At 40.6% G+C, this 18,565-nt stretch carries 19 protein-coding genes; 8 read left to right on the top strand and 11 right to left on the bottom strand.

The window, feature by feature from the left end:
• Window positions 1–117 precede the first annotated feature (117 nt).
• From ACFFRD_RS25285 to ACFFRD_RS25275, 3 genes are all read left to right on the top strand, one after another.
• A complete protein-coding gene (locus ACFFRD_RS25285) occupies window positions 118–2,298 on the top strand; it encodes a CHASE2 domain-containing protein (RefSeq protein ID WP_392478212.1) in 2,181 nt (726 codons plus the stop codon).
• Window positions 2,299–2,904: 606 nt separating this feature from the next.
• Entirely contained in the window at window positions 2,905–3,123 is a 219-nt protein-coding gene (locus ACFFRD_RS25280) for a hypothetical protein (RefSeq protein WP_392478210.1), read from the top strand.
• A 371-nt stretch (window positions 3,124–3,494) separates the two neighbouring features.
• On the top strand, window positions 3,495–4,220 hold the full coding sequence (locus ACFFRD_RS25275) for a hypothetical protein (protein ID WP_392478209.1): 726 nt from the start codon (window positions 3,495–3,497) through the stop codon (window positions 4,218–4,220).
• A gap of 75 nt (window positions 4,221–4,295) precedes the next feature.
• Here the strand turns inward: ACFFRD_RS25275 and ACFFRD_RS25270 are convergent, their stop codons facing one another.
• The 3 genes from ACFFRD_RS25270 to rpiA form a co-directional block, all read right to left on the bottom strand.
• On the bottom strand, window positions 4,296–5,069 hold the full coding sequence (locus ACFFRD_RS25270) for an MGMT family protein (protein WP_392478207.1): 774 nt from the start codon (window positions 5,067–5,069) through the stop codon (window positions 4,296–4,298).
• A gap of 24 nt (window positions 5,070–5,093) precedes the next feature.
• Window positions 5,094–5,759, bottom strand: a complete 666-nt coding sequence (locus tag ACFFRD_RS25265; RefSeq protein ID WP_392478205.1) for a PAP/fibrillin family protein — start codon at window positions 5,757–5,759, stop codon at window positions 5,094–5,096.
• A gap of 88 nt (window positions 5,760–5,847) precedes the next feature.
• Window positions 5,848–6,555 carry a ribose-5-phosphate isomerase RpiA gene (rpiA, locus tag ACFFRD_RS25260; RefSeq protein ID WP_163939046.1) on the bottom strand — a complete coding sequence of 236 codons (708 nt, stop codon included), beginning with the start codon at window positions 6,553–6,555 and terminating at the stop codon, window positions 5,848–5,850.
• Window positions 6,556–6,748: 193 nt separating this feature from the next.
• On the opposite strand from rpiA, the gene ACFFRD_RS25255 reads away from it, so the two are divergent.
• Window positions 6,749–7,228: a hypothetical protein gene (locus ACFFRD_RS25255; RefSeq protein ID WP_392478203.1), complete on the top strand. Its 480-nt coding sequence runs from the start codon at window positions 6,749–6,751 to the stop codon at window positions 7,226–7,228.
• Window positions 7,229–7,372: 144 nt separating this feature from the next.
• On the top strand, window positions 7,373–8,041 hold the full coding sequence (locus ACFFRD_RS25250) for an S-layer homology domain-containing protein (RefSeq protein WP_392478201.1): 669 nt from the start codon (window positions 7,373–7,375) through the stop codon (window positions 8,039–8,041).
• A 353-nt stretch (window positions 8,042–8,394) separates the two neighbouring features.
• Here the strand turns inward: ACFFRD_RS25250 and ACFFRD_RS25245 are convergent, their stop codons facing one another.
• Entirely contained in the window at window positions 8,395–9,084 is a 690-nt protein-coding gene (locus ACFFRD_RS25245) for a Coq4 family protein (protein ID WP_392478199.1), read from the bottom strand.
• A gap of 110 nt (window positions 9,085–9,194) precedes the next feature.
• Here ACFFRD_RS25245 and ACFFRD_RS25240 point away from each other — a divergent pair, with 110 nt between their 5' ends.
• The gene (locus ACFFRD_RS25240) at window positions 9,195–9,824 is read left to right on the top strand and encodes a TetR/AcrR family transcriptional regulator (RefSeq protein ID WP_392478198.1); all 630 of its coding nucleotides are present in this window, start codon (window positions 9,195–9,197) and stop codon (window positions 9,822–9,824) included.
• A gap of 88 nt (window positions 9,825–9,912) precedes the next feature.
• Here ACFFRD_RS25240 and ACFFRD_RS25235 read toward each other — a convergent pair whose 3' ends face one another.
• Window positions 9,913–11,190 (bottom strand): hypothetical protein, encoded by a 1,278-nt coding sequence (locus ACFFRD_RS25235; RefSeq protein WP_392478197.1) that lies wholly within the window; start codon window positions 11,188–11,190, stop codon window positions 9,913–9,915.
• A gap of 430 nt (window positions 11,191–11,620) precedes the next feature.
• On the opposite strand from ACFFRD_RS25235, the gene ACFFRD_RS25230 reads away from it, so the two are divergent.
• Entirely contained in the window at window positions 11,621–12,241 is a 621-nt protein-coding gene (locus tag ACFFRD_RS25230) for a CP12 domain-containing protein (RefSeq protein ID WP_012407876.1), read from the top strand.
• 160 nt (window positions 12,242–12,401) lie between these two features.
• Here the strand turns inward: ACFFRD_RS25230 and ACFFRD_RS25225 are convergent, their stop codons facing one another.
• The 5 genes from ACFFRD_RS25225 to ACFFRD_RS25205 all read right to left on the bottom strand — a co-directional run bounded on the left by ACFFRD_RS25225 (window position 12,402) and on the right by ACFFRD_RS25205 (window position 16,092).
• Window positions 12,402–13,517: an LptF/LptG family permease gene (locus ACFFRD_RS25225; protein WP_163935075.1), complete on the bottom strand. Its 1,116-nt coding sequence runs from the start codon at window positions 13,515–13,517 to the stop codon at window positions 12,402–12,404.
• 330 nt (window positions 13,518–13,847) lie between these two features.
• Window positions 13,848–14,576, bottom strand: coding sequence for an LPS export ABC transporter ATP-binding protein (lptB, locus tag ACFFRD_RS25220; protein ID WP_114085139.1), 729 nt, complete (start codon window positions 14,574–14,576; stop codon window positions 13,848–13,850).
• Window positions 14,577–14,606: 30 nt separating this feature from the next.
• Window positions 14,607–15,104, bottom strand: a complete 498-nt coding sequence (locus ACFFRD_RS25215; RefSeq protein WP_179071508.1) for an LptA/OstA family protein — start codon at window positions 15,102–15,104, stop codon at window positions 14,607–14,609.
• 233 nt (window positions 15,105–15,337) lie between these two features.
• Complete coding sequence (locus ACFFRD_RS25210; RefSeq protein WP_185586468.1) at window positions 15,338–15,730, bottom strand: DUF309 domain-containing protein; 393 nt, start codon at window positions 15,728–15,730, stop codon at window positions 15,338–15,340.
• Window positions 15,727–16,092 carry a ferredoxin thioredoxin reductase catalytic beta subunit gene (locus ACFFRD_RS25205; RefSeq protein ID WP_041565931.1) on the bottom strand — a complete coding sequence of 122 codons (366 nt, stop codon included), beginning with the start codon at window positions 16,090–16,092 and terminating at the stop codon, window positions 15,727–15,729. Before ACFFRD_RS25205 ends, ACFFRD_RS25210 begins: the two co-directional genes overlap by 4 nt.
• Before the next feature lie 458 nt (window positions 16,093–16,550).
• Here ACFFRD_RS25205 and ACFFRD_RS25200 point away from each other — a divergent pair, with 458 nt between their 5' ends.
• A complete protein-coding gene (locus ACFFRD_RS25200) occupies window positions 16,551–17,210 on the top strand; it encodes a PEP-CTERM sorting domain-containing protein (RefSeq protein ID WP_392478193.1) in 660 nt (219 codons plus the stop codon).
• A gap of 149 nt (window positions 17,211–17,359) precedes the next feature.
• Here ACFFRD_RS25200 and ACFFRD_RS25195 read toward each other — a convergent pair whose 3' ends face one another.
• Entirely contained in the window at window positions 17,360–18,523 is a 1,164-nt protein-coding gene (locus ACFFRD_RS25195) for a DUF58 domain-containing protein (protein ID WP_392478191.1), read from the bottom strand.
• Window positions 18,524–18,565: the final 42 nt, after the last annotated feature.

The raw sequence follows: 18,565 nt of genomic DNA, 5'->3' as shown, positions 1-18,565 counted from the left end.
TTAAGAAATCGGGGATTTGCATATTTCGAGAAAAGTTGCAAATTGCATAGAATAATTTCAATGATGAAAATTAGGATAAAAAATATGTATATTTTAAAATAAAACTTATCTAGAGAAATGCTTACAAACTTAAAAACTTTATTTAGACAACCAGTTATTCTTTCAAGTGCGATCGCTACAATTTTACTAGTAGGTATTCAAAAACTTGGGGTTTTCGAGCCTCTAGAAATGAAGGTCTACGATCAGATGATGCAATTACGTGGCGACCCAGGCCCAGACTCTCGTCTATTGATTGTTGCTTTAACTGAAAAAGATATTCAAAAATGGAATTGGCCCCTATCTGGCGAACTTCTAGACCGACTATTGGGCAAACTTGAAGCTTATGAACCGCGAGCCATTGGTCTAGATATTTTCCGTGACTTACCTGTACAACCTGGTCACGAAAAACTACTGCAACGCCTACAACTGAGCGATATCATCATTCCTATCTGTAAACATTCTGGTTCTAACAATCCGGGAATAGCAGCCCCAAAGGGGGTTGAAGCAGAGCGAGTAGGATTTAATGATGTAGTAGAAGATACTGACGCGACAATTCGTCGCAACCTATTATTGGTAAGTGCAGAAGAGTCAGATTCCTGTCAAAGTACTTATTCTTTTAGCTTACAACTAGCACTTAAATACTTAGAAGTTGGAGGCATCCAACTAAAATTTACCCCAAAAAAAGAACTACAACTACGAGATACTGTATTTAAACCCCTCCAAAGCGACGCTGGCGGTTATCAGAAAGCAGATACAAATGGCTACCAAATCTTGCTTAACTACCATTCTGGTCATCAGATTGCCCAGCAGGTAACTATTACAGAAATACTTGAAAATCAAGTTAAACCAGATTTGGTGAAAGACCGTATCGTTTTAATTGGTTCAACAGCCAATAGTTTAAATGATATTTTTAACACGCCATTTGCTACTGGTAAGTCAGATAATTCCGGGAAAATGGCAGGAATTGAAATTCATGCCCACAGCGTTAGTCAAATTCTCAGCGCTGTTCTTAACAAACAGCCACTATTTTGGTTTCTACCTGAATGGGGTAAAGTCCTGTGGATATGGGGATGGACTGTAGTTGGTGGGTTGCTGGTATCGCGGATTCAACATCCACTAGGCTTAGGACTGGCAGGAGCAACAGCCCTTGCAGTCTTATTTGGAGGCAATTTTGTCATTTTTACCCAAGCTGGATGGTTCCCGGTAATACCTCCGGCGTTGGGGTTAGTATTTACCGCCGGGAGTGTTCTTGCTTATAGTGCTTATAAAACGAAACAAGAGCAACAAGAAATTACCCAACGGGTTCAAGAACACCAACAATTAATTGTGGAATTGCAAGGTCTTTTACGGCAGCGTGGCGATGCCTCAAATGAAGCACCAACTGTAATTGCTGATTCCATCGGGCAAGAAATTTCACTAGGAACTCTACTAAACAACCGCTACAAAATTACTCAAGGCTTGGGTTCTGGAGGATTTAGTAATACTTATTTGGCTGATGATATCCAGCGTCCTGGCAATCCGCAGTGTGTGGTTAAACAGTTGCGTCCCCCCCGCCAAGATGCAGAATATTTAAATGTCGTCAGACGATTATTTGACGCTGAAGCACAAATTTTAGAAACCTTGGGTAAGCATCCACAAATCCCTCAACTGCTAGCTTTTTTTGAAGAAAATCGGCAATTTTCTCTAGTGCAAGAATTTGTTCGAGGGCACGCTATGGACAAAGAAGTAACCTCTGGAAAGCGACTAAAACAAGCTGAAGTTGTGGAAATGCTCAAAGAAGTTTTACACGTACTTGTTTTTGTTCACAGCTATGGTGTAATCCATCGAGATATCAAGCCTAGTAACTTGATTAGACGAGAATCAGATCAACACATTGTTTTAATTGACTTTGGCGCTGTTAAGCAAATTCATCCTCAGCAGCAAGAAGCTCAGACTATTTCAATTGGTACGCCGGGTTATGCACCTTCTGAGCAAATGAGCGGTTTGCCAAAACTCAACAGCGATATTTATGCGTTGGGAATTATGGGAATTCAAGGTTTAACTGGTGTAGATCCTAGAGATTTTCGCAGAGATGTAAATACTGGTGAAATAATTATTCAAAGTGGAGCTGATGGCAATCAACAGACTTGGCAACATTGGCGCGAACTAACTGACGCTACAAACGAGTTAGTTGTTATTTTAAATAGAATGGCGCATTTCGATTTTACTCAACGATATCAGTCAGCAGCAGAGGTTCTCAAAGCTCTCGAAAGTCTTTAGTAATATGTTATGTAGCGTTTCCTAACCAACTGAGGTAGACCTAAATTTTTTTTACGAAGCTTAGTAACTTTGAAAAAATACCACACCAAGCTAAGAATCACTATATCGTTTAGTAACATCTGCCTACAAGTTACTGACAGCGCTGCATAAATCTTGAGATTATCTCAGTTAAATACATATCTGTTCAAGTTTATCCTGAACGTTGCTCCCGATATATTAACCAATACAGCATCAGCGATGAAACTCTTTCCTTCGCTTAATTTTGTACATATTGTTAGTTCTAGTGTCTTACTTAGACTCGCTCGGACTCAAATAGGCACTCATAACAAGATTTGCACATCAGTCAACTCTCATACTTTACGCGGCCATTCCACAAATATCAATTACCTTAAACCCTTTGATACTGCTGTTATTGCTTATCACATGATGGGTCTTAGTAACTTTGAATGATCTTTTACGTTCTTGCACTCCATTAGCTCATCCTAATGGGTGAGGAATAAATCAACCGATCGGGTAATCTGAATGCAGGAAGTTAAGACAGATAAAAAATAAGACTCTATTACCTAACAACACTAATTACACTTCACTTTAACTAAATAGAACCTTATGAAACTTTCTATCTTGATAGATTCTGTACTCATTGTTACTTCGATTGCTTTATTGCCTGGAATGGGTGGCGCTCAAATAGTTACTCACAATAGTGGCGAACCTATAGCTGTCAAATCTAACAATCTACCCACTCATTCTCCAAATGTCAGCTACTCCATACCTTTTGATGTTGCATTTCTAGCTCATCAAGGAGGAAAAGCTTCTGTTTCCCCCTAATCATCATCCCATTACCAAAAATTACTTTAACCCTTCCAACCTTGGAGGGGTTTTTAATTGGTGGTTGCTTTTAGTGTCGTTCCCTTTCGCCAATGCAGCTTTTCATATTTCTTCCATAGGAAAGTGCGATCGCATCATACACAGTACGTTTATTCCTATAATGCTTGTATAGCAACACTTTCGGCTATATCACAAACCCTCAGATTACCCTGCTCCCACTGTAGCGCAGCCTCTCACACTTCAGAAAAAAGGGGCGGGTAATAAATTATTTACTGTTCTATCAAATTAACGTTGTTAAGTTACTCAGCAGGTGTAGTTCTCACCTCCAGGCTGTGTTAAATATTGTGACGCGAAACAGGAGTATAGATACGTTGCTAAAGCTTTCTCCAGAATCTCCTCTATTTTTTGTCTTAATTATTATTAGTTTTTTAATAGTAACTTTGTCAACTTGGTTATTATCTAAACCATTTATTTTAAAACCTTTTGGGTTAAATGATATTATCCAAATACTCACATTACAGTTATTTATCTCTTTATTACTAGAGCGTTCTTTAGAAGTTTTTATAACTACTTGGCGCGGCCCATTTGTTGAACAATTAGATATTAGTATTCAGCAAGAAAAGGCTCTTATATCCGAGAAGCTAAGACTTATGGAAGTCCAACAACAGTTTCCTTCTTTGGAATCAAATCAAACCATTGGCCTACCACCTGAAGGAATGAGTTTAGAACAGCAAATCATCCAGAATTTTACGCAAAACCAACAGGAATCATTAAAAATATTCAAGCCACAAATGGATAATTTAAATGAAAAAGAGCGCCAAAAGACAGCTTATAAATCTGATACACGAGTCATTGCTCTATGGACATCCCTTTTATTTGGGCTTTTAATGAGCGCAATAGGTATTCGATCAATTGAGCCACTTGTAGTTCTTGATTTCGATAATCCAATTCAAGTAATTATTTTTCGTTGTTTAGATGCGTTACTGACAGGAGGTTTAATTGCAGGAGGTAGCGAGGGAATTCATAAGCTCATAAAAGTTTTCATTGACTTTATGGAAGCTACATCTAAACAAATCAAAAATCAAGGATTATCTTGATCCAAGGAACCATTTTACTTTTCAGAATGCCGGATAATCTTGTAATTACCATGATAATTAAATAAGCAATATCTATTATAAATATATGTTGCAATCTTCCCATGAATAATTATTAATATCTACATAATTTTTATTTAATTTTTTCACTACGTCTGCCTCTGCTAAAACCTTAACTCCTTCAGTTTCCAACTTATCTTTTTGTTGGTTCACATAATTTATTAAATAACCTTTAGAGTCTAATATTCTATGTACTGGATAATTATTAGCTGAGGTTTTTTTCAGATATGTAGGAATAGCTCTTAGATAACTATTATCAACTCCTATAGCTTTAATTATCTGTTTATATGTAACTACTTTCCCACTAGGAATTTTGATGATAAAATCTAGAAATCGTTCATAAGGATTTTCAGGTAATGCTGGAAATTTCTGAGCTTGAACCTGAAATTTACTACCAACTTGAATTTGACCTGATTTAGTAACTACGCCTAAGATTCCTCTTTTACCCTTGATGCTCTTGAATGATTCTACTAAGTGGGCTATTCGCTTACACGGTTCGCAGTAAAAAGTTAGACGAATTGCCGCACCACTTTCAAAAGTTAGCAGAGATCCAGGAATAAATTTATCAAATCCTATACCTGTAACCACAATATTTTCTCGCAATTCTCCTGGTTGAATTGATAAGTCTAAAATATCTTCATACCTAACAATTAAAACTTGCCTGGGACTTATCAGCTCGGCATTAATATCTTCTTCTATACCATGACCTAACTTTAAGTTTAATGTTTTAAGCTCTACCATTGCAGAAGCTGGTTTTACCTTAGTGAAAAGATGAGTTATTGAGAGAGCCATATCCACTCATCGGCGCGATCAATTTTAAATTGAGGAGGTGAAGTCAGGTAAATCATCGGATTTACTAAGAATGAATAAACTTCCATCTCCTCCACGGCCAATTCTTAAGGTTTCATCTAAATAAGTAATGTCTAATGTCGCAGCTCTGCTAGTAGGATTATTAGCTGAGACAACCTTAAATGGGTTGAGTTGAGGAGTATTAATACCAACAATTTGCTCAATCGATAGGTAGCGTTTGTCAAAATACACGTTGAGGCGTTTGTTAGGTAGAGGTTCTAAATCTTCTTTGGCTGGCTCAAAGCTAGCTGTTACTTTAACATATCCTGATACTATCCCCAGAGGATGTTTAACCTTAGCTAGATTGAAAAACAATTTATTTGCAATATCAATTACTTGATAAACTTTACCCAGCTTTAAGCCCAATGGGAGAGAAACTAAAGAACGGATTTCTCTAGCAGTAGAGTATTGCAGTTGCCAAGCTCCGTCTAACAAATGAGTCGCGTTTATCAGAGGATTAAGATTCGGATTGACGCTCTCTAGTTCCGTCGTCAATTCTTCAATTTCTTCGGCTAAGGTTTTGTCTAGCTTCAAATCGGTAACAGGAGAGCCATCGCTCTTAGCTTGAATCTCCTCAAGCTTGGCTTGTAATTTTTCTTTAAGCAAGACATGGGCTAAGTAGCGATCGCACATTTTAAATTAGTGTTTGGATGAACTGAACCTGCTGCTTAATTTTGGATTTTAGATGTCTCTAAAATCTAAAATCCAAAATCTATAACTCTTACAGTTGCCGCACTAATGGCTGACCATCTTTGACTTCACCAATCAAAACTAAATCGACACAGTTAACAAAAATACCATTTTCCAGAACACCGGGAATGTTATTCAATGTTTTTTCTAGGCTGACTGGATCTTCAATAGAATCAAATCTGACATCTAAGACAAAGTTACCTTGGTCAGTGATCACTGGGCCAGCTTTTTTTACACCCATACGGAGTTCTGGTTTTCCACCGAGTTTTTTAATGGCATTGGTTACAGGAGTAATTGCCATTGGAATCACTTCTACGGGTACAGCAAAACTAGAACCCAAGCGATCTACTAATTTACCACTATCTACCACGACGATAAACTGTTCTGCCAGGTAGTCTACGACTTTCTCGCGGGTATGTGCTGCACCACCGCCTTTAATCAAATTCTTCTGCGGATCAACTTCATCTGCCCCATCAATGGCAATATCGATGTGGTCAATAGCATCTAAGGTAGCGAGAGGGATACCATACTGCTTCGCCAGCACTTCTGACTGAAACGAGGTAGGTATGCCAATGATATCTTTGAGTTCACCAGACTTGAGGCGATCGCCTAAAAACTGAATTGTATATGCTGTAGTTGACCCCGTACCCAACCCGACGATAGAACCCGATTTTACTAGGGCGGCAGCGGCTTTGCCAACTTCTTGCTTCATCAACTTTACGGGATCTGTTCCTGTCATTCCCAAAACTCCTGAAAAACTGACTATAGTCCATAGTAGTGGGCAGATAACATCAAAAGATGAAAGGTAAAAAACAAGTTTTTGCTAATTTCTGCTTCCTTTATTAGGAACTTGTAAAAAATAAAACATCGTAGTGTCCGGAAGAGAGGAGATTGCTTATGTAGAAAGATGGTATATTAATATACTACAAACTATGGCAACGCCACAGCATACTGGTCTTACCTTCGAGAAACTTGTCGCTGAGATCGCCCCAGAAGTGTCAAATACCTTCACAGTAGAGCAATTAGAAGCCATCAAAAGGGTTTTTAACTCTCGTGTTTGGACTCGTCATTCTTTAGACATAAGAGTTTCAGTACCAATTCCCGGATTAAGATTTTATTTGGTGTTGCTAGCAGGTTCAGAACGTCGTTCTAAAACGCGTTTACGCTCTGAAAAAGGTTTATATCCTTTTTGGACTCCTGCCAATACCTTGTTTGTCATAGGATTTTTAATGATTCTATCGGCTTGTAGCTACACTATATTTTCTGTTGCATCGTCTTCACTGGCTCCTCTAACTAACTTGAATTACCCTACTTCAATTCCTTGGATTAACGATAAATCAGAATGTGAACACACCAGTAGAGTCTGGAATGATGGGAAGTGCTGGGATTCTGAACACAGTCCTAATTTTTAAAGCTACACTCTCGTAGCTACGCAACATTGCCAGCCTAAATTCGTCACTAGCTGAGTTACAGGTTATTAAGAACACCAAATTTTGCGTTAACCTCAGTAACGTAGTTTTTTAAATTCACGTTAGTAGCTAAAAGTGGTTATGGTGATGCGTCAGCTTTCAATTACTCTATCTTTAGTAGCACTACTACAAAATTTACCAGCAATTGCTCAAGTGCCAGAAACGACTTCTGGAACCTCATCTGATTCTATTCAACAGGTAATTGCTGCGAAATGGATGACAAACTTTTCTGATGGCAAGTTTTATCCAGAAAGGTTAGTGAGCAGGGCAGAATTAGCGTCGATTATGGTAAAAGCATTTCGGCTTGATAAAAGAGAAGCTGTTAACAAAGCAAATTTAACGATTCCAGATGTTCCTCGTTCTTATTGGGCATTTAATGATATACAGACAGTCTTAAAAACTGACATCATGAAAGGCTATCGAGGTAATGAATTTTTCCCTAATCAAAAGGTGACAAAGGCAGAGGCTCTTGCTATTTTCGCTCAAGCTTATGGTGTATTTCAGTTTCCTGATGAGGCTGTAAATGAGATTTTGGCTTCACATCCAGATGAAAAGTCTATCCCAACTTGGGCTAGAAAAGCGATCGCTACAGTAGCTACAGAAGGATTTCTCAATACAGATGCTCAAGGAAATATTTTTCCACTAAAACCCGTTACTCGTGGAGATATGGCTTATGTATTGAGTAAGTATTTACAACGACAACAGCGACAACCTGAAACACCAGAAGTTCCGATTATTCCAAATAGCCCACAATGACGTTAAGTAGGTTGGCGCAATTAAAGCTAAATGGCAAGGGTTTAAGACCCACACTGAATAAGAATTCAGTGGCTTCAATTCATCCGGGGTCGAATCCTATAAGTGAATTGCTCCTCCTGCCTTCTGCCTCCTTCAATTTTTGGAGTTCCCTAATCAAGTGAGTGATCGTATCTTCAAGTAGCTGAAATGCTAACAAACTAATTACTGCTTCGCTGAAATTGGGTTCGTAAACTCCCCAAAGCTCAAAGTTATCCATCATTGCATAGGGTAATCGGTATAAATATGAACACAAGTGCTGCATATAGATTGCTCTCTTGATAATAAAAATGCAGATGACCCTGATTAGATAGTTACTACAAAAAAAGATTTAGCTCTTTTTGCCATTGGAGTAAGGGCTTTTCCCAAGCTTCCTCCCACTTTTGGGCAAAAAGAGGTTTGGCATTTTTGCCCATTTCCCATCCGGTTTGAATAGCATCAAGCAAAGTAGGCAATTCTTCAGGATTGAATAGAAGGGTGGACATCATGCTACTAGAAAGCAAAGATACTGCTAGAGGATAGGGAAACTGTAATAAGTGAAATGCCTGTAATCCGATCTCGTCAGATGGTGATACACCAAAACCAGTGACGATATGCCAAATATCGTGAGTTTGGCTCAGTCTCGCCTCCACATAACTGGCATCGGAATAAATGGGTATCTCTTCGTACAAGTCTTCGGCTCGAAATCCCTTTGCCTTCATTGCCATGCTGTAAAGGTATCCCAAGGAATCCGGTGGATATTGCAACAGAGTGTCCAGATTATGAGGCGGGGCCATGTATCGCTCTTCAATTAATGCTGCCGAACGAGAATCACGCTTTAGGTGTTCTACAGCAATTTCAAAGGAAGGTGTTTCCAGCAAAGCAACAACCATCTCTCCCACTACATCCAAACTTGAATCTCCGGCAAGCATTGCCAGAAAAGGCTGGAATGCGTTAATTTGTTGCATCTGACGGGTTAAATCGTTTCCAACTTTGGCAGTGGGTAATGTAAGTGAATCTTTGTCCATAACAATATCCTCCTGTGGTCAGAATATAATATGAGCATTGCTCATATTTATAAAATACGAGCAATGCTCATGTTTAGTCAAGCAAATTTCTCACCAATTTTTTTAACTTCATGACCACGGATTCATCAAAGCCTAGAGGGATGCGTCGCCAGCCCCGCCAAGCCCGTAGCCAAGAGCGCGTAAATCAAATTTTGGATGTAGCTGAACAACTGTTTATTATGGAGGGTTATAACGCTACCAGTACTAATGCGATCGCAGCTAATGCCAAAGTACCTATCGGATCGCTGTACCAATTCTTTCCTGACAAAGCAGCAATTCTTTACGGACTAGCAGCTCGCTATAACCAGCAACTCCATCACTTATTAGTAGAATTGAATACACCTGAAAGCAAGAGTTTAACTCTCTCTAGATATATGGAGCAGGTAATTGATACCGTTGATCAATTCTTTACCGATTATCCAGGTTATCACGCCATCTTTATGCCCTTGCAAAGTTCAATGCCTGAACTAGAAGCGATCGATGCGGCGGCTGATGCCCAACTGATTGAAGATTTGGTGATGTTTATATCGGAGCATTATCCAGATTTAGAACCAATCGTCTATGAAGCGATCGCTTTTGTGTTAGTGAAAACGATCGGTATCCTTTTGTGGACATCTCTTAGCCATGAAAAAAAATTCCGTCAGCAACTGGTGACAGAAACAAAAAGATTGACTCTAAGTTACTTGCAAAGTTACTTGTAGCGACCTGCAAGCTCAACATCGTCAAAATCGAGCATTATGTCCAACGCTGATCGCTCCTTGGTGTGCAGTATCTTCACTGCAAATAAAATCAGTTTTGACCAGGACTTCTATACTTGTCTCGAAGCTGGCGAAGATATAAGGAATTAGATTGTGTTGGTTGCTGCTGCACATAATTCCCATAATTAGACTGTGGTGATTGCGTCGGCTGCTGCAAGCCATAATTCGCATATCCCATAGGATTTGTGGGAGTGACAACACTTTGACCCGGAATCTGGCTAGAGTAAGGTGCAATATTACTTGGTATGCCAGAGGTGACTGGGGGCATTCCTGGTGCTACATTAGGCACTACCTGACCATTATTTAAATTATTGTAGGGATTTTGCTGCAAGTTCGTATAACCTGCACCAGTATTTAACCCATTATTCGGTGATACCTGACCGTTATTTAAATTATTGTAGGGATTTTGCTGCAAGTTCGTATAACCTGCACCAGTATTTAACCCATTATTAGGTAATACCTGACCGTTATTTAAATTACTGTAGGGATTTTGCTGCAAGTTCCTACCCGTTGACGTGTAGCCTGTCCCAGTAGTTGGTAGAGAATTCTGACTGGATAAGCTATTCATAGGTGGCATTAACGTTGTTCCTGGCTCAGAGGCTCTACCCAAAGTATTTGTCTGAGTTGCACTAGTACCATTAAAGCCAGACAGCTTCTGATTTGTGGATTGATTGAGTATTGCTTGCAGAGGGCTGACAGAAGTAGAATTTTGATTCTTATTGGTTTGATTGGTGAATCCAATTCCCAGGTTAGAGGATGTCTGTTCCCCGTCTGTTGGTTCAGATGCCCCAGTTAAAGTTTTGATACCTAGAAACTGATTATTATTATCAACTGTCCCATTCCGCAATAAATTTTCGGTTTGTACGACAAAAGGATTTTTCACGACGGGGGCGGTGTCGCCATTAACGCCTAAAGTAGGATTTAATTTGGCATCACTAGCAGACTTTTGTTTGTTAATTACATCCTCTAATAAACTTTTGCTGTTTTTTACCTCAGTTTTTTCCTTGGGAGTATTTGCCGTTAATGAGAGAGTTGCTTGCTCAAAGTCATTAAATAAAACTGGCAGGTTATCAATATCGGCTGCAATGGCTCTGTTTTCTGCTGATAGTGACGAATCAGTAGGGGTTTGTGAAGTAACTTTGTTTTTTTGCTTATAAACGAAAATATCTGGATTTGACCAGTATTCCCAGGTTATTAGTCCCACTACAGATAAAAAAATTGCAGTTACCCAAAAACCAGGTCGCCCTAGATTCCATAACCTGGCTCTGAGATAGCGTAAGTAGGCGGGAGGATAATGACGATGTGGCATGAGATTGGTAATTGAAATTTACTCGAAATCGGGAAAAATTGACGGAAGATGAAGGTGTTGCTGTTTAATGCTTTTGCTTTCCTTAACAGGAAATATCTCAACTAAAGTTGGATCGTGATTTTATCCTAACTTCTCCATCAGTTATTAGTCATTACCAATAGATATGTAACAGTCAAAAATTTACTTTTTAGCGGCTGGAGTCCTTTGGCAAGATTTTCTAGAAAGTTATGGCAATTTATGGTTGGTTTTTGGGCATTGGTCACATTGGATAACATCACGAGTTGACAGTTGCTCTAAGTTTATTGTTGTAGCTGGACAAAAGTTCGACTTTTTTACTTTCTAGTTAGCAAACTGTACGCTGCAATGCTTCGATATATACGCCTCTGAGGGCGCTGTGCCGCACCGTACTATTAACCAGGAGACTACAGCAATGATGAAAGCTGAAGATATCATGACCAAAGATGTAGTTACCATTCGCGGTTCAGCGACTGTTGCTGAAGCAGTGGTGCTGATGAAGGAAAAAAAATTGCGGGCGCTAGTTGTAGATATTCGCCATGAGAATGATGCTTATGGCATTGTCACAGAAACAGATATTGTCTATAAGGTAACAGCCTACGGTAAAGATCCAAAGCAAGTGTGGGTTTACGAGATTATGAGCAAGCCCTGCATTGTGGTAAATCCTGATTTGGGTGTGGAATATGTCGCACGCTTATTTGCTAATACTGGTATTCATCGGGCACCTGTGATTCAAGGCAAGCTGTTGGGTATCATCTCGATTACCGACATTTTGACCAAAAGCGACTTTGTGGAAGCGCCAAAAGCGCTACTGCTGGAGGAGAGAATTCAAAAAGCAATTGAACAGTCTCGCGCTATTTGCACTGAACAAGGTGCTTATTCTAAAGCCTGTGCAGCCGCTTGGGATGAGGTAGAAGAACTCCAGGCTGAAGCTGCTCATCAGAAAGCTGAGGGGATGGTATCAGCTAAAGTCTCTTTTGAAGAATATTGCAAGGAAAATCCAAATGCACCGGAATGCCGAAATTATCATCCGTAATTGAAGTTGGAAATTGGGAATGGGGAATTGGGAAGAGGACTTGGGGACAAGGAGAATTGGGGACAAGGGGAAAGACTTGTTTCAAGTTCTCACCTCTTGTCTCCTTGTCCCCTTGTCTCCCCTGCTCCCCTGCCCCCTGCCTCCTACTCCCCATTCCCCCTCAACGTTTGGCAACTCGTATCAAGAGGAATAGACCTATTCCCAAGAAAAGAAAATTGGGCAACCAAGCCCCCATAAAGGGAGAGAGCGCACCTGCTTGCGCGATCGCACCACTAATAAAGAAAATTAAGTAGTACGAAAAAATAACTACAACGCTAATCCCAAAGCTGGTACCTCTTCCAGTTCTCTGGGGTATGCTTCCCATCGCTGCACCTACCAAGCCAAAAACTACACATACAAAGGGCAAGGAAATTTTTTGTTGAATCCGCACTTCGAGTTTACGAATTTTTTGGCGATCGCCACCAAGATATTCCACTTGTAGTTGATCTAGTGCTTCAACAATATTCATCTCACCATAGTCTCGGCTTTTTTCTGCCAAACTTAATGGCGTGCGTGGTAGTTGCAGTTGTTGGTGTTCAAATCTGACAATGTTGCGGTATGAGCGATCGGCTGCAACAAAATAGATCGTACCGTTGTAAAAATCCCAAATATTTTGAGAAGGATTCCACTGGGCAGATTCTGATACTACAATTTGATTCAGATTTTTGGTGGAACGGTCTATAATCGTCAAACCTGTCATCCGCTTACCATCAAACTGGTCGGCGTAAAATAAGCGTGTCAATATCCTATTCTTAGAGCCATCCGGTTGTGTAACATCCTGGTATTCAGGATAGAAAATATTTTGCTGTTTAAAAGCTGGCTTATCTGATTTCAGGGCTTTATCGAGAGTCACCCCGGCTTGGTAATTTGCTGCTGGTGCAATTTGTTCGTTGAATACAAATGTCATTCCTGTGACTACAAGACTCAACATCACAGCAGTTAGCACTATGCGATAGACGCTCACCCCACAACCACGCAGGGCAATTAGTTCGCTCTCGCTAGAAAGACGACTGTAGGTCATCAAAGTAGCCAGTAGCGTAGACATGGGGAAGGCTAAAACAATAAAGTTGGGAAACTTTAGTAAAAAAACCTGAATGGCAATGTCTATCGGTAGCCCAGATTCTACGATTTTCCTGACTAGATCAAATACAGCATCAATAGTGACACCAAGTGATGAAAAAGCTCCGACACCAAAGAAAAACGGCGCTATCAATTCGCTGGTAAGATAACGATCCATGATCGTAAAAGGTAACAGCGAACCGAGATTGTAGGAAGGCGTAAACTTCTTTGATATCATAAAAAATTTGAACAGTTAAATATTGACAACCCTGGTGAAGGCAGAGGCAGAGGCAGGAGGCAGGAGGCAGAAGTAAAATAGTCTTCATAATTTGGTTTTGAAGTCTAAGTTCTTTACCTCTGTTAATTGCAAACTGCTTTATCTCCTGAATTTAGTATCAAAGTTTAATTCTCAATGGCTGATAGAGCAGAATCAAATAAATTAATAAATTTATAATTAAAATTAAATATAAAAATAGCTTTTGAAATTATTAACTAAATAATTGTGAATTCAGGCTTGAAAATTATCCCCTAAATAATATTGCCGCACGAGGGGATTGCTGTAGAGTTCGTCAGCACCGCCAAAAGCAAGGATTTGTCCCTCGCGCATAATGTAGGCGCGATCGGTGATAGCAAGGGTTTCGCGGACATTATGATCTGTAATTAAGATTCCCATACCGCGATCGCGCAGTTGTGCGACAATGTGCTGAATTTCTGAGACTGCGATCGGATCAACCCCTGCAAATGGTTCATCCAAAAGTAAAAATTTGGGACCTTCTTGTCCAGCAGCTAAAGACCTTGCTAATTCCGTCCGCCGTCGCTCACCACCAGAAAGTTGAATTCCTTTACTATTAGCTAATTTTTCCAGCCGAAACTCCCGCAGTAAAGTTGTGAGTCGTCTTGACCATTCCCGTCGTGGCACATTGGTTTGCTCCAGCACCAACAAAATATTATCTTGTACCGAGAGTTGGCGGAAAACACTTGGTTCTTGCGCTAGATAGCCAACACCCAATCGTGCCCTTTTGTGCATTGGCATTCCTGTAACATCCAGATTACCCAGCCAAACTTTTCCTTGATTGGGTTTTTCTAAACCTGTGGCAATGTAAAAAGTCGTCGTTTTACCAGCCCCATTGGGGCCTAGTAAACCAACGATTTCGCCCTGACCAACAGAAAGATTGACACGATTGACAATTACTCGCTTGCCGTAAGATTTGTGAATATTTTCTAAAACAATTTTCACGCTGGAAGCACCCTTTCTCGGTGGTAAATGCTAATTAGAAGGCTTCAAAGGTGGTGTTTGTGGCACAGATGGGGCGGGTGTCGCAGCATTATCTGATTCCTCGATCATGTAGATAGACTCTACCTGACGGTTGGATTGAGGTAAAGCAACAAATCGCCCTTCATCAATTAAATACGTTACCTTCTCTGCCCGGATACTGTTACCGCCCTGTTGCAAAATATAGACGTTGCCACTGAAATCAATTCGGCGTTCCTTACTAAAGTACTGTGCTTGGGCAGATGTTGCCTGAAGCTGACGAGAAGGATACAACATTTGCACGTTGCCGCGAGCGGTGATTACTTGATTTTTAGCATCATATTCTTGCACATCAGCGCGGATAGTGAGGGGACGATTGTCTTTAGATGTTTGTGCAGTAGCGGTTTGCAGTTGGGTAGGGAAGGCAAAAGTGCCCAATAGTGCAACTGGCAGCATTAAAGCTAATCCAAAGCGACGGAACTGTGACATGGGCAATTGATAGCAGGGCATCATAGCAATTGGGGATTCAGGATTTCAGCTGGCATTCTAATTATCTCAAGTACTTTATCCAGATTATGAAATATACAATCTGGAGTGATTTCCGATAACTACTGGCTGAAATAGTGACGCTACCCCTAACCTCAAGGTTTCAGGTAATTGACATCCGAGTAAAAATGACGCAGGCACAATTTATGAATTGTGCCTACCAAGGATTTCGGACAACGCATAATTAATTTACCAGATGTCTAATCAGTAGACAGCACAATTTTAGGCAAAGATAAGACCTTATTTTCACCAATATCGCCAGATGTAATCTTATCTGGCCCTATTTGTTGTAATGTCGTCAACAATGCTGCGCTCTGACTCAATAGCTCATCTACATCAACGCCGCCGTAACTAGATGGGTAACGCCGTAAGCGATTGCCGCCTTCTCCCAGTAGAATAACTGCACCTCGCCAGTTTCGATTTTCCAAATGATACAGTGCCACAGAAATTTGGAGAATGCCTTGATAAAAGGTTTTCTCTGGTTCACTGGCTTCAATCCATAAAGCCTCTAAAGTGTCATGACAGGCATAGAACTGACCAGAATTGAACTGTTCTACGCCTTGCCAAAACTCTTGGGGGATGGTTTCGCTCATCCCATACTGTCTCGGACTTCTTTAATTGTTTCCAGAGAGATATCTTGTTTTTCTCCAGCAAACTCGTTGTCAGGTGTGAGGAACAACATGCAATGGCACTCTTTGCGTTCTCTCATTGGCACACAAGGACAGTTCCAATATGTGGCATGGACTTCAGCCTCTTTATCTTCGTAATGGCGACAGGGACATAAAGGCGCACCTAGTTCGTCTTTATGTTTGGCTAGTCCTTCAATCACAACTGCGGTAACAGAAGGTTCAGAACAGAAGTATGTTCCAGTACGCTTGGCGTATTGTTCGGAAAAATGCCGCATTGCCTCTAGGCTTTTATCGCTGGATTTTGTGTTATGTTCTGATGTGATCATGTCGCTCATAATTTAAATATTTCTTTGCATTGTACCTCAGTCGCACTAAGGGATTACTGGGTGTATTTCCCCAACCTTAACCTTTCAAATTGTTTTACCTTTGTTCAAAGGCTGATATGTCCGGTGTGCTGGGATCGGACAAAATCGAAGAAATCATAGAAGTTTAACTTCTAAGCTAATCAAAATTCAAGTTGCATCTTGAGGCAGACTTTAAAAGTCAAGAGGTTGATTTATTCTCATCTACAAACGATACTTTGACGCATCTAAGGGGAGATGCCAAGCACAATCCTTATGTCAGGCTTTGTTTATTTATACATTATTGCTGAATTCTCTTCATCATAACTTTATGAGACTTTATAAAATAACTAAGTAATAACACTTATTTTTGTAGCTTAGTGTATATTCTGAAAAGTGTGATAAAAAAGCACAAACTTATCAGGAGTTACAACTACTAACACATGAGTATTTCAACTTTTGTGAAAAAACTATCGACTGCTGCGATCGCAGTAACAGTAATTGTTTTGGGTATAGGAGCAGTAGCACAAGCAACTGTTTTAACATTTGATGATATAGCGCCTATTCCAGATAACGATCGGATTCCTAATGGTTACGGAGGATTGAATTGGGATAATTTTGACTATATAAATGGCTCGAATACTGCTCTCTCACTTACAGGCTATGATAATGGCAGAGTGTCAGGAGACTACGTGGCTTTCAACGGGTTTGGAGACACTGCCCTAGTAAGTGATGGTATTTTTAACTTCAACAGTGCTTACCTCACAGCTGCTTGGAATAATGGTTTGTCGGTTACTGTAGAAGGTTTTAAGAGCGGCGCAACCCTGTATTCAAAAACTGTGGTTGTAGATACGACGCAGCCAACTTTAGTTAATTTTGATTATCTTGGTATTGATGAATTAAGGTTCACGTCATTTGGTGGAGTTGAGCCAGATTATCTTATAGAGACGGGTGGTAGTGGGACACAGTTTGCGCTAGATAACTTTACCTTTAATGAAAAAGTTACATCTGTCCCCGAACCTACATTGCTACCAGCGATACTGTCAATAGCTACTGTAAGCGCTGGTTCAGTATTAAGACGTAAACAGTTAAAGCAAAGTTAACTCAAACCTTGCACTTTGCCCGAACGACTAGAAGTAGCGGCTATACAAACAAGAGCTACACGTCTGTTGGCTAAAAGCTTTACAATCTGTAGAGGTAGCCTTTGTTCGTATAGCCCTTCTAGGGTGTATTTTTTTACTGAAGGTATTGATTAATACGAATTAAATGTTTTTTGCAGTTGGGGTTGCAGTGGCTGATCGCTCTGCAAAACTATACCAGGGTGTTCCCAATTGATTACTTCTTGTTCAGGTGGTGAGGAAATATTTGGCCACAAAACCCAGCGACTGCCTTGGGGAAGAGTCGCAAGGCTCAGGGGGTTTTGAGTCAGCCAAATTAAAGGGTAGCTTTTAGGAACTACTGAACTGTCATCTTCTAAGGCTGCGGTTGCTGCTAAGGTTTCTAGAACAAAGCGATCGCCTTTGATTAAATTTGTTGATGCTGTCCACAGTTGCACCTGTAATTGTTGTTTCTGTGCATAAAAATACAGTGATGCTGCGGTAATTACTGCTTGTTCAAAGTTTTCTTCTTCCCAATTGCTAGCACTGTCAAGGGCAATCACTATTTCTTGTCCACCTGTAACCATTTCTAACTCCCGCACCCTTAATTCTCCATAACGGGCACTAGTCCGCCAGTGAATCAGGCGAGTAGGATCTCCAAGACGATATGGACGGAGCGATCGCACTAGCCCTGTTGTAGCTGTCTGCAATGGTCTACCACGAGGATCGCCCCTTTTGCTCTCTTCTTGCCCCATTTCGTCTACTAAGGGGCAGGTAGCCAAGGGTAACACTGTGGGATAAACGATCGCAGTGGCAGCACAGTCACGCTGACGGCGACACCAAAACAATCCCAAAGGCGCACCAGAACCAAGTTCGACTGTGTGCCAGCGATAAACGCCCCGGCGCTGAGTCGGGTGGTAATATACCCAACGGTAACTACCTTGGCTCGGAATTGTTTCGATTGCCTTTTGTACTGGTTTCCCTAAGACGAAGGGCAGTATATCTTCAACTTGCAATAAGCTTACAGGCTGCTGTGTCTGATTGCAGATTTCTAATTCCACTGTTAAATCGTCACCTGCTGACACAGGTTGCATAGGACGGCGGGTGATCGATAGACCTGTGAGCGATCGCGGCGGTAAGATGGCTGCTACACCTAAAAGGGCAAAACTAATGCCGCTAATGGCATATAGCCAACCAGCCATCGTATTGATACCTGCTCCAAAAAAACAAATAGCGGTTACTGCTAGCACCCAACCGCCATAAGTAGGGGCACAAGCGCGGATTTCTAACCAATTGGTGATGGGTTTGATGATTTTCATGTTTCTTTTTTAACCCAAGACCACCAAAAATTCACAGTGTCT

Origin of the sequence: Nostoc sp. C110, from assembly GCF_043099725.1 — a bacterium.
Classification (GTDB): Bacteria; Cyanobacteriota; Cyanobacteriia; order Cyanobacteriales; family Nostocaceae; genus Nostoc; species Nostoc muscorum_A.
The sequence above is the reverse complement of the archived record's forward strand: the minus strand, read 5'-3'. Positions and strand labels throughout refer to the sequence as shown.

What these genes read in the sequence shown, in the direction of transcription:
- ACFFRD_RS25255 (WP_392478203.1), top strand. Translation starts at nt 6,749, where the DNA reads ATGGCAACGCCACAGCATACTGGTCTTACCTTCGAGAAACTTGTCGCT.
- ACFFRD_RS25200 (WP_392478193.1), top strand. Translation starts at nt 16,551, where the DNA reads ATGAGTATTTCAACTTTTGTGAAAAAACTATCGACTGCTGCGATCGCA.
- ACFFRD_RS25265 (WP_392478205.1), bottom strand. Translation starts at nt 5,759, where the DNA reads ATGTGCGATCGCTACTTAGCCCATGTCTTGCTTAAAGAAAAATTACAA.
- ACFFRD_RS25250 (WP_392478201.1), top strand. Translation starts at nt 7,373, where the DNA reads ATGCGTCAGCTTTCAATTACTCTATCTTTAGTAGCACTACTACAAAAT.
- ACFFRD_RS25215 (WP_179071508.1), bottom strand. Translation starts at nt 15,104, where the DNA reads ATGATGCCCTGCTATCAATTGCCCATGTCACAGTTCCGTCGCTTTGGA.
- ACFFRD_RS25195 (WP_392478191.1), bottom strand. Translation starts at nt 18,523, where the DNA reads ATGAAAATCATCAAACCCATCACCAATTGGTTAGAAATCCGCGCTTGT.
- ACFFRD_RS25235 (WP_392478197.1), bottom strand. Translation starts at nt 11,190, where the DNA reads ATGCCACATCGTCATTATCCTCCCGCCTACTTACGCTATCTCAGAGCC.
- ACFFRD_RS25210 (WP_185586468.1), bottom strand. Translation starts at nt 15,730, where the DNA reads ATGAGCGAAACCATCCCCCAAGAGTTTTGGCAAGGCGTAGAACAGTTC.
- ACFFRD_RS25270 (WP_392478207.1), bottom strand. Translation starts at nt 5,069, where the DNA reads ATGGCTCTCTCAATAACTCATCTTTTCACTAAGGTAAAACCAGCTTCT.
- ACFFRD_RS25285 (WP_392478212.1), top strand. Translation starts at nt 118, where the DNA reads ATGCTTACAAACTTAAAAACTTTATTTAGACAACCAGTTATTCTTTCA.
- ACFFRD_RS25280 (WP_392478210.1), top strand. Translation starts at nt 2,905, where the DNA reads ATGAAACTTTCTATCTTGATAGATTCTGTACTCATTGTTACTTCGATT.
- ACFFRD_RS25205 (WP_041565931.1), bottom strand. Translation starts at nt 16,092, where the DNA reads ATGATCACATCAGAACATAACACAAAATCCAGCGATAAAAGCCTAGAG.
- ACFFRD_RS25240 (WP_392478198.1), top strand. Translation starts at nt 9,195, where the DNA reads ATGACCACGGATTCATCAAAGCCTAGAGGGATGCGTCGCCAGCCCCGC.
- ACFFRD_RS25225 (WP_163935075.1), bottom strand. Translation starts at nt 13,517, where the DNA reads ATGGATCGTTATCTTACCAGCGAATTGATAGCGCCGTTTTTCTTTGGT.
- ACFFRD_RS25245 (WP_392478199.1), bottom strand. Translation starts at nt 9,084, where the DNA reads ATGGACAAAGATTCACTTACATTACCCACTGCCAAAGTTGGAAACGAT.
- rpiA (WP_163939046.1), bottom strand. Translation starts at nt 6,555, where the DNA reads ATGACAGGAACAGATCCCGTAAAGTTGATGAAGCAAGAAGTTGGCAAA.
- ACFFRD_RS25230 (WP_012407876.1), top strand. Translation starts at nt 11,621, where the DNA reads ATGATGAAAGCTGAAGATATCATGACCAAAGATGTAGTTACCATTCGC.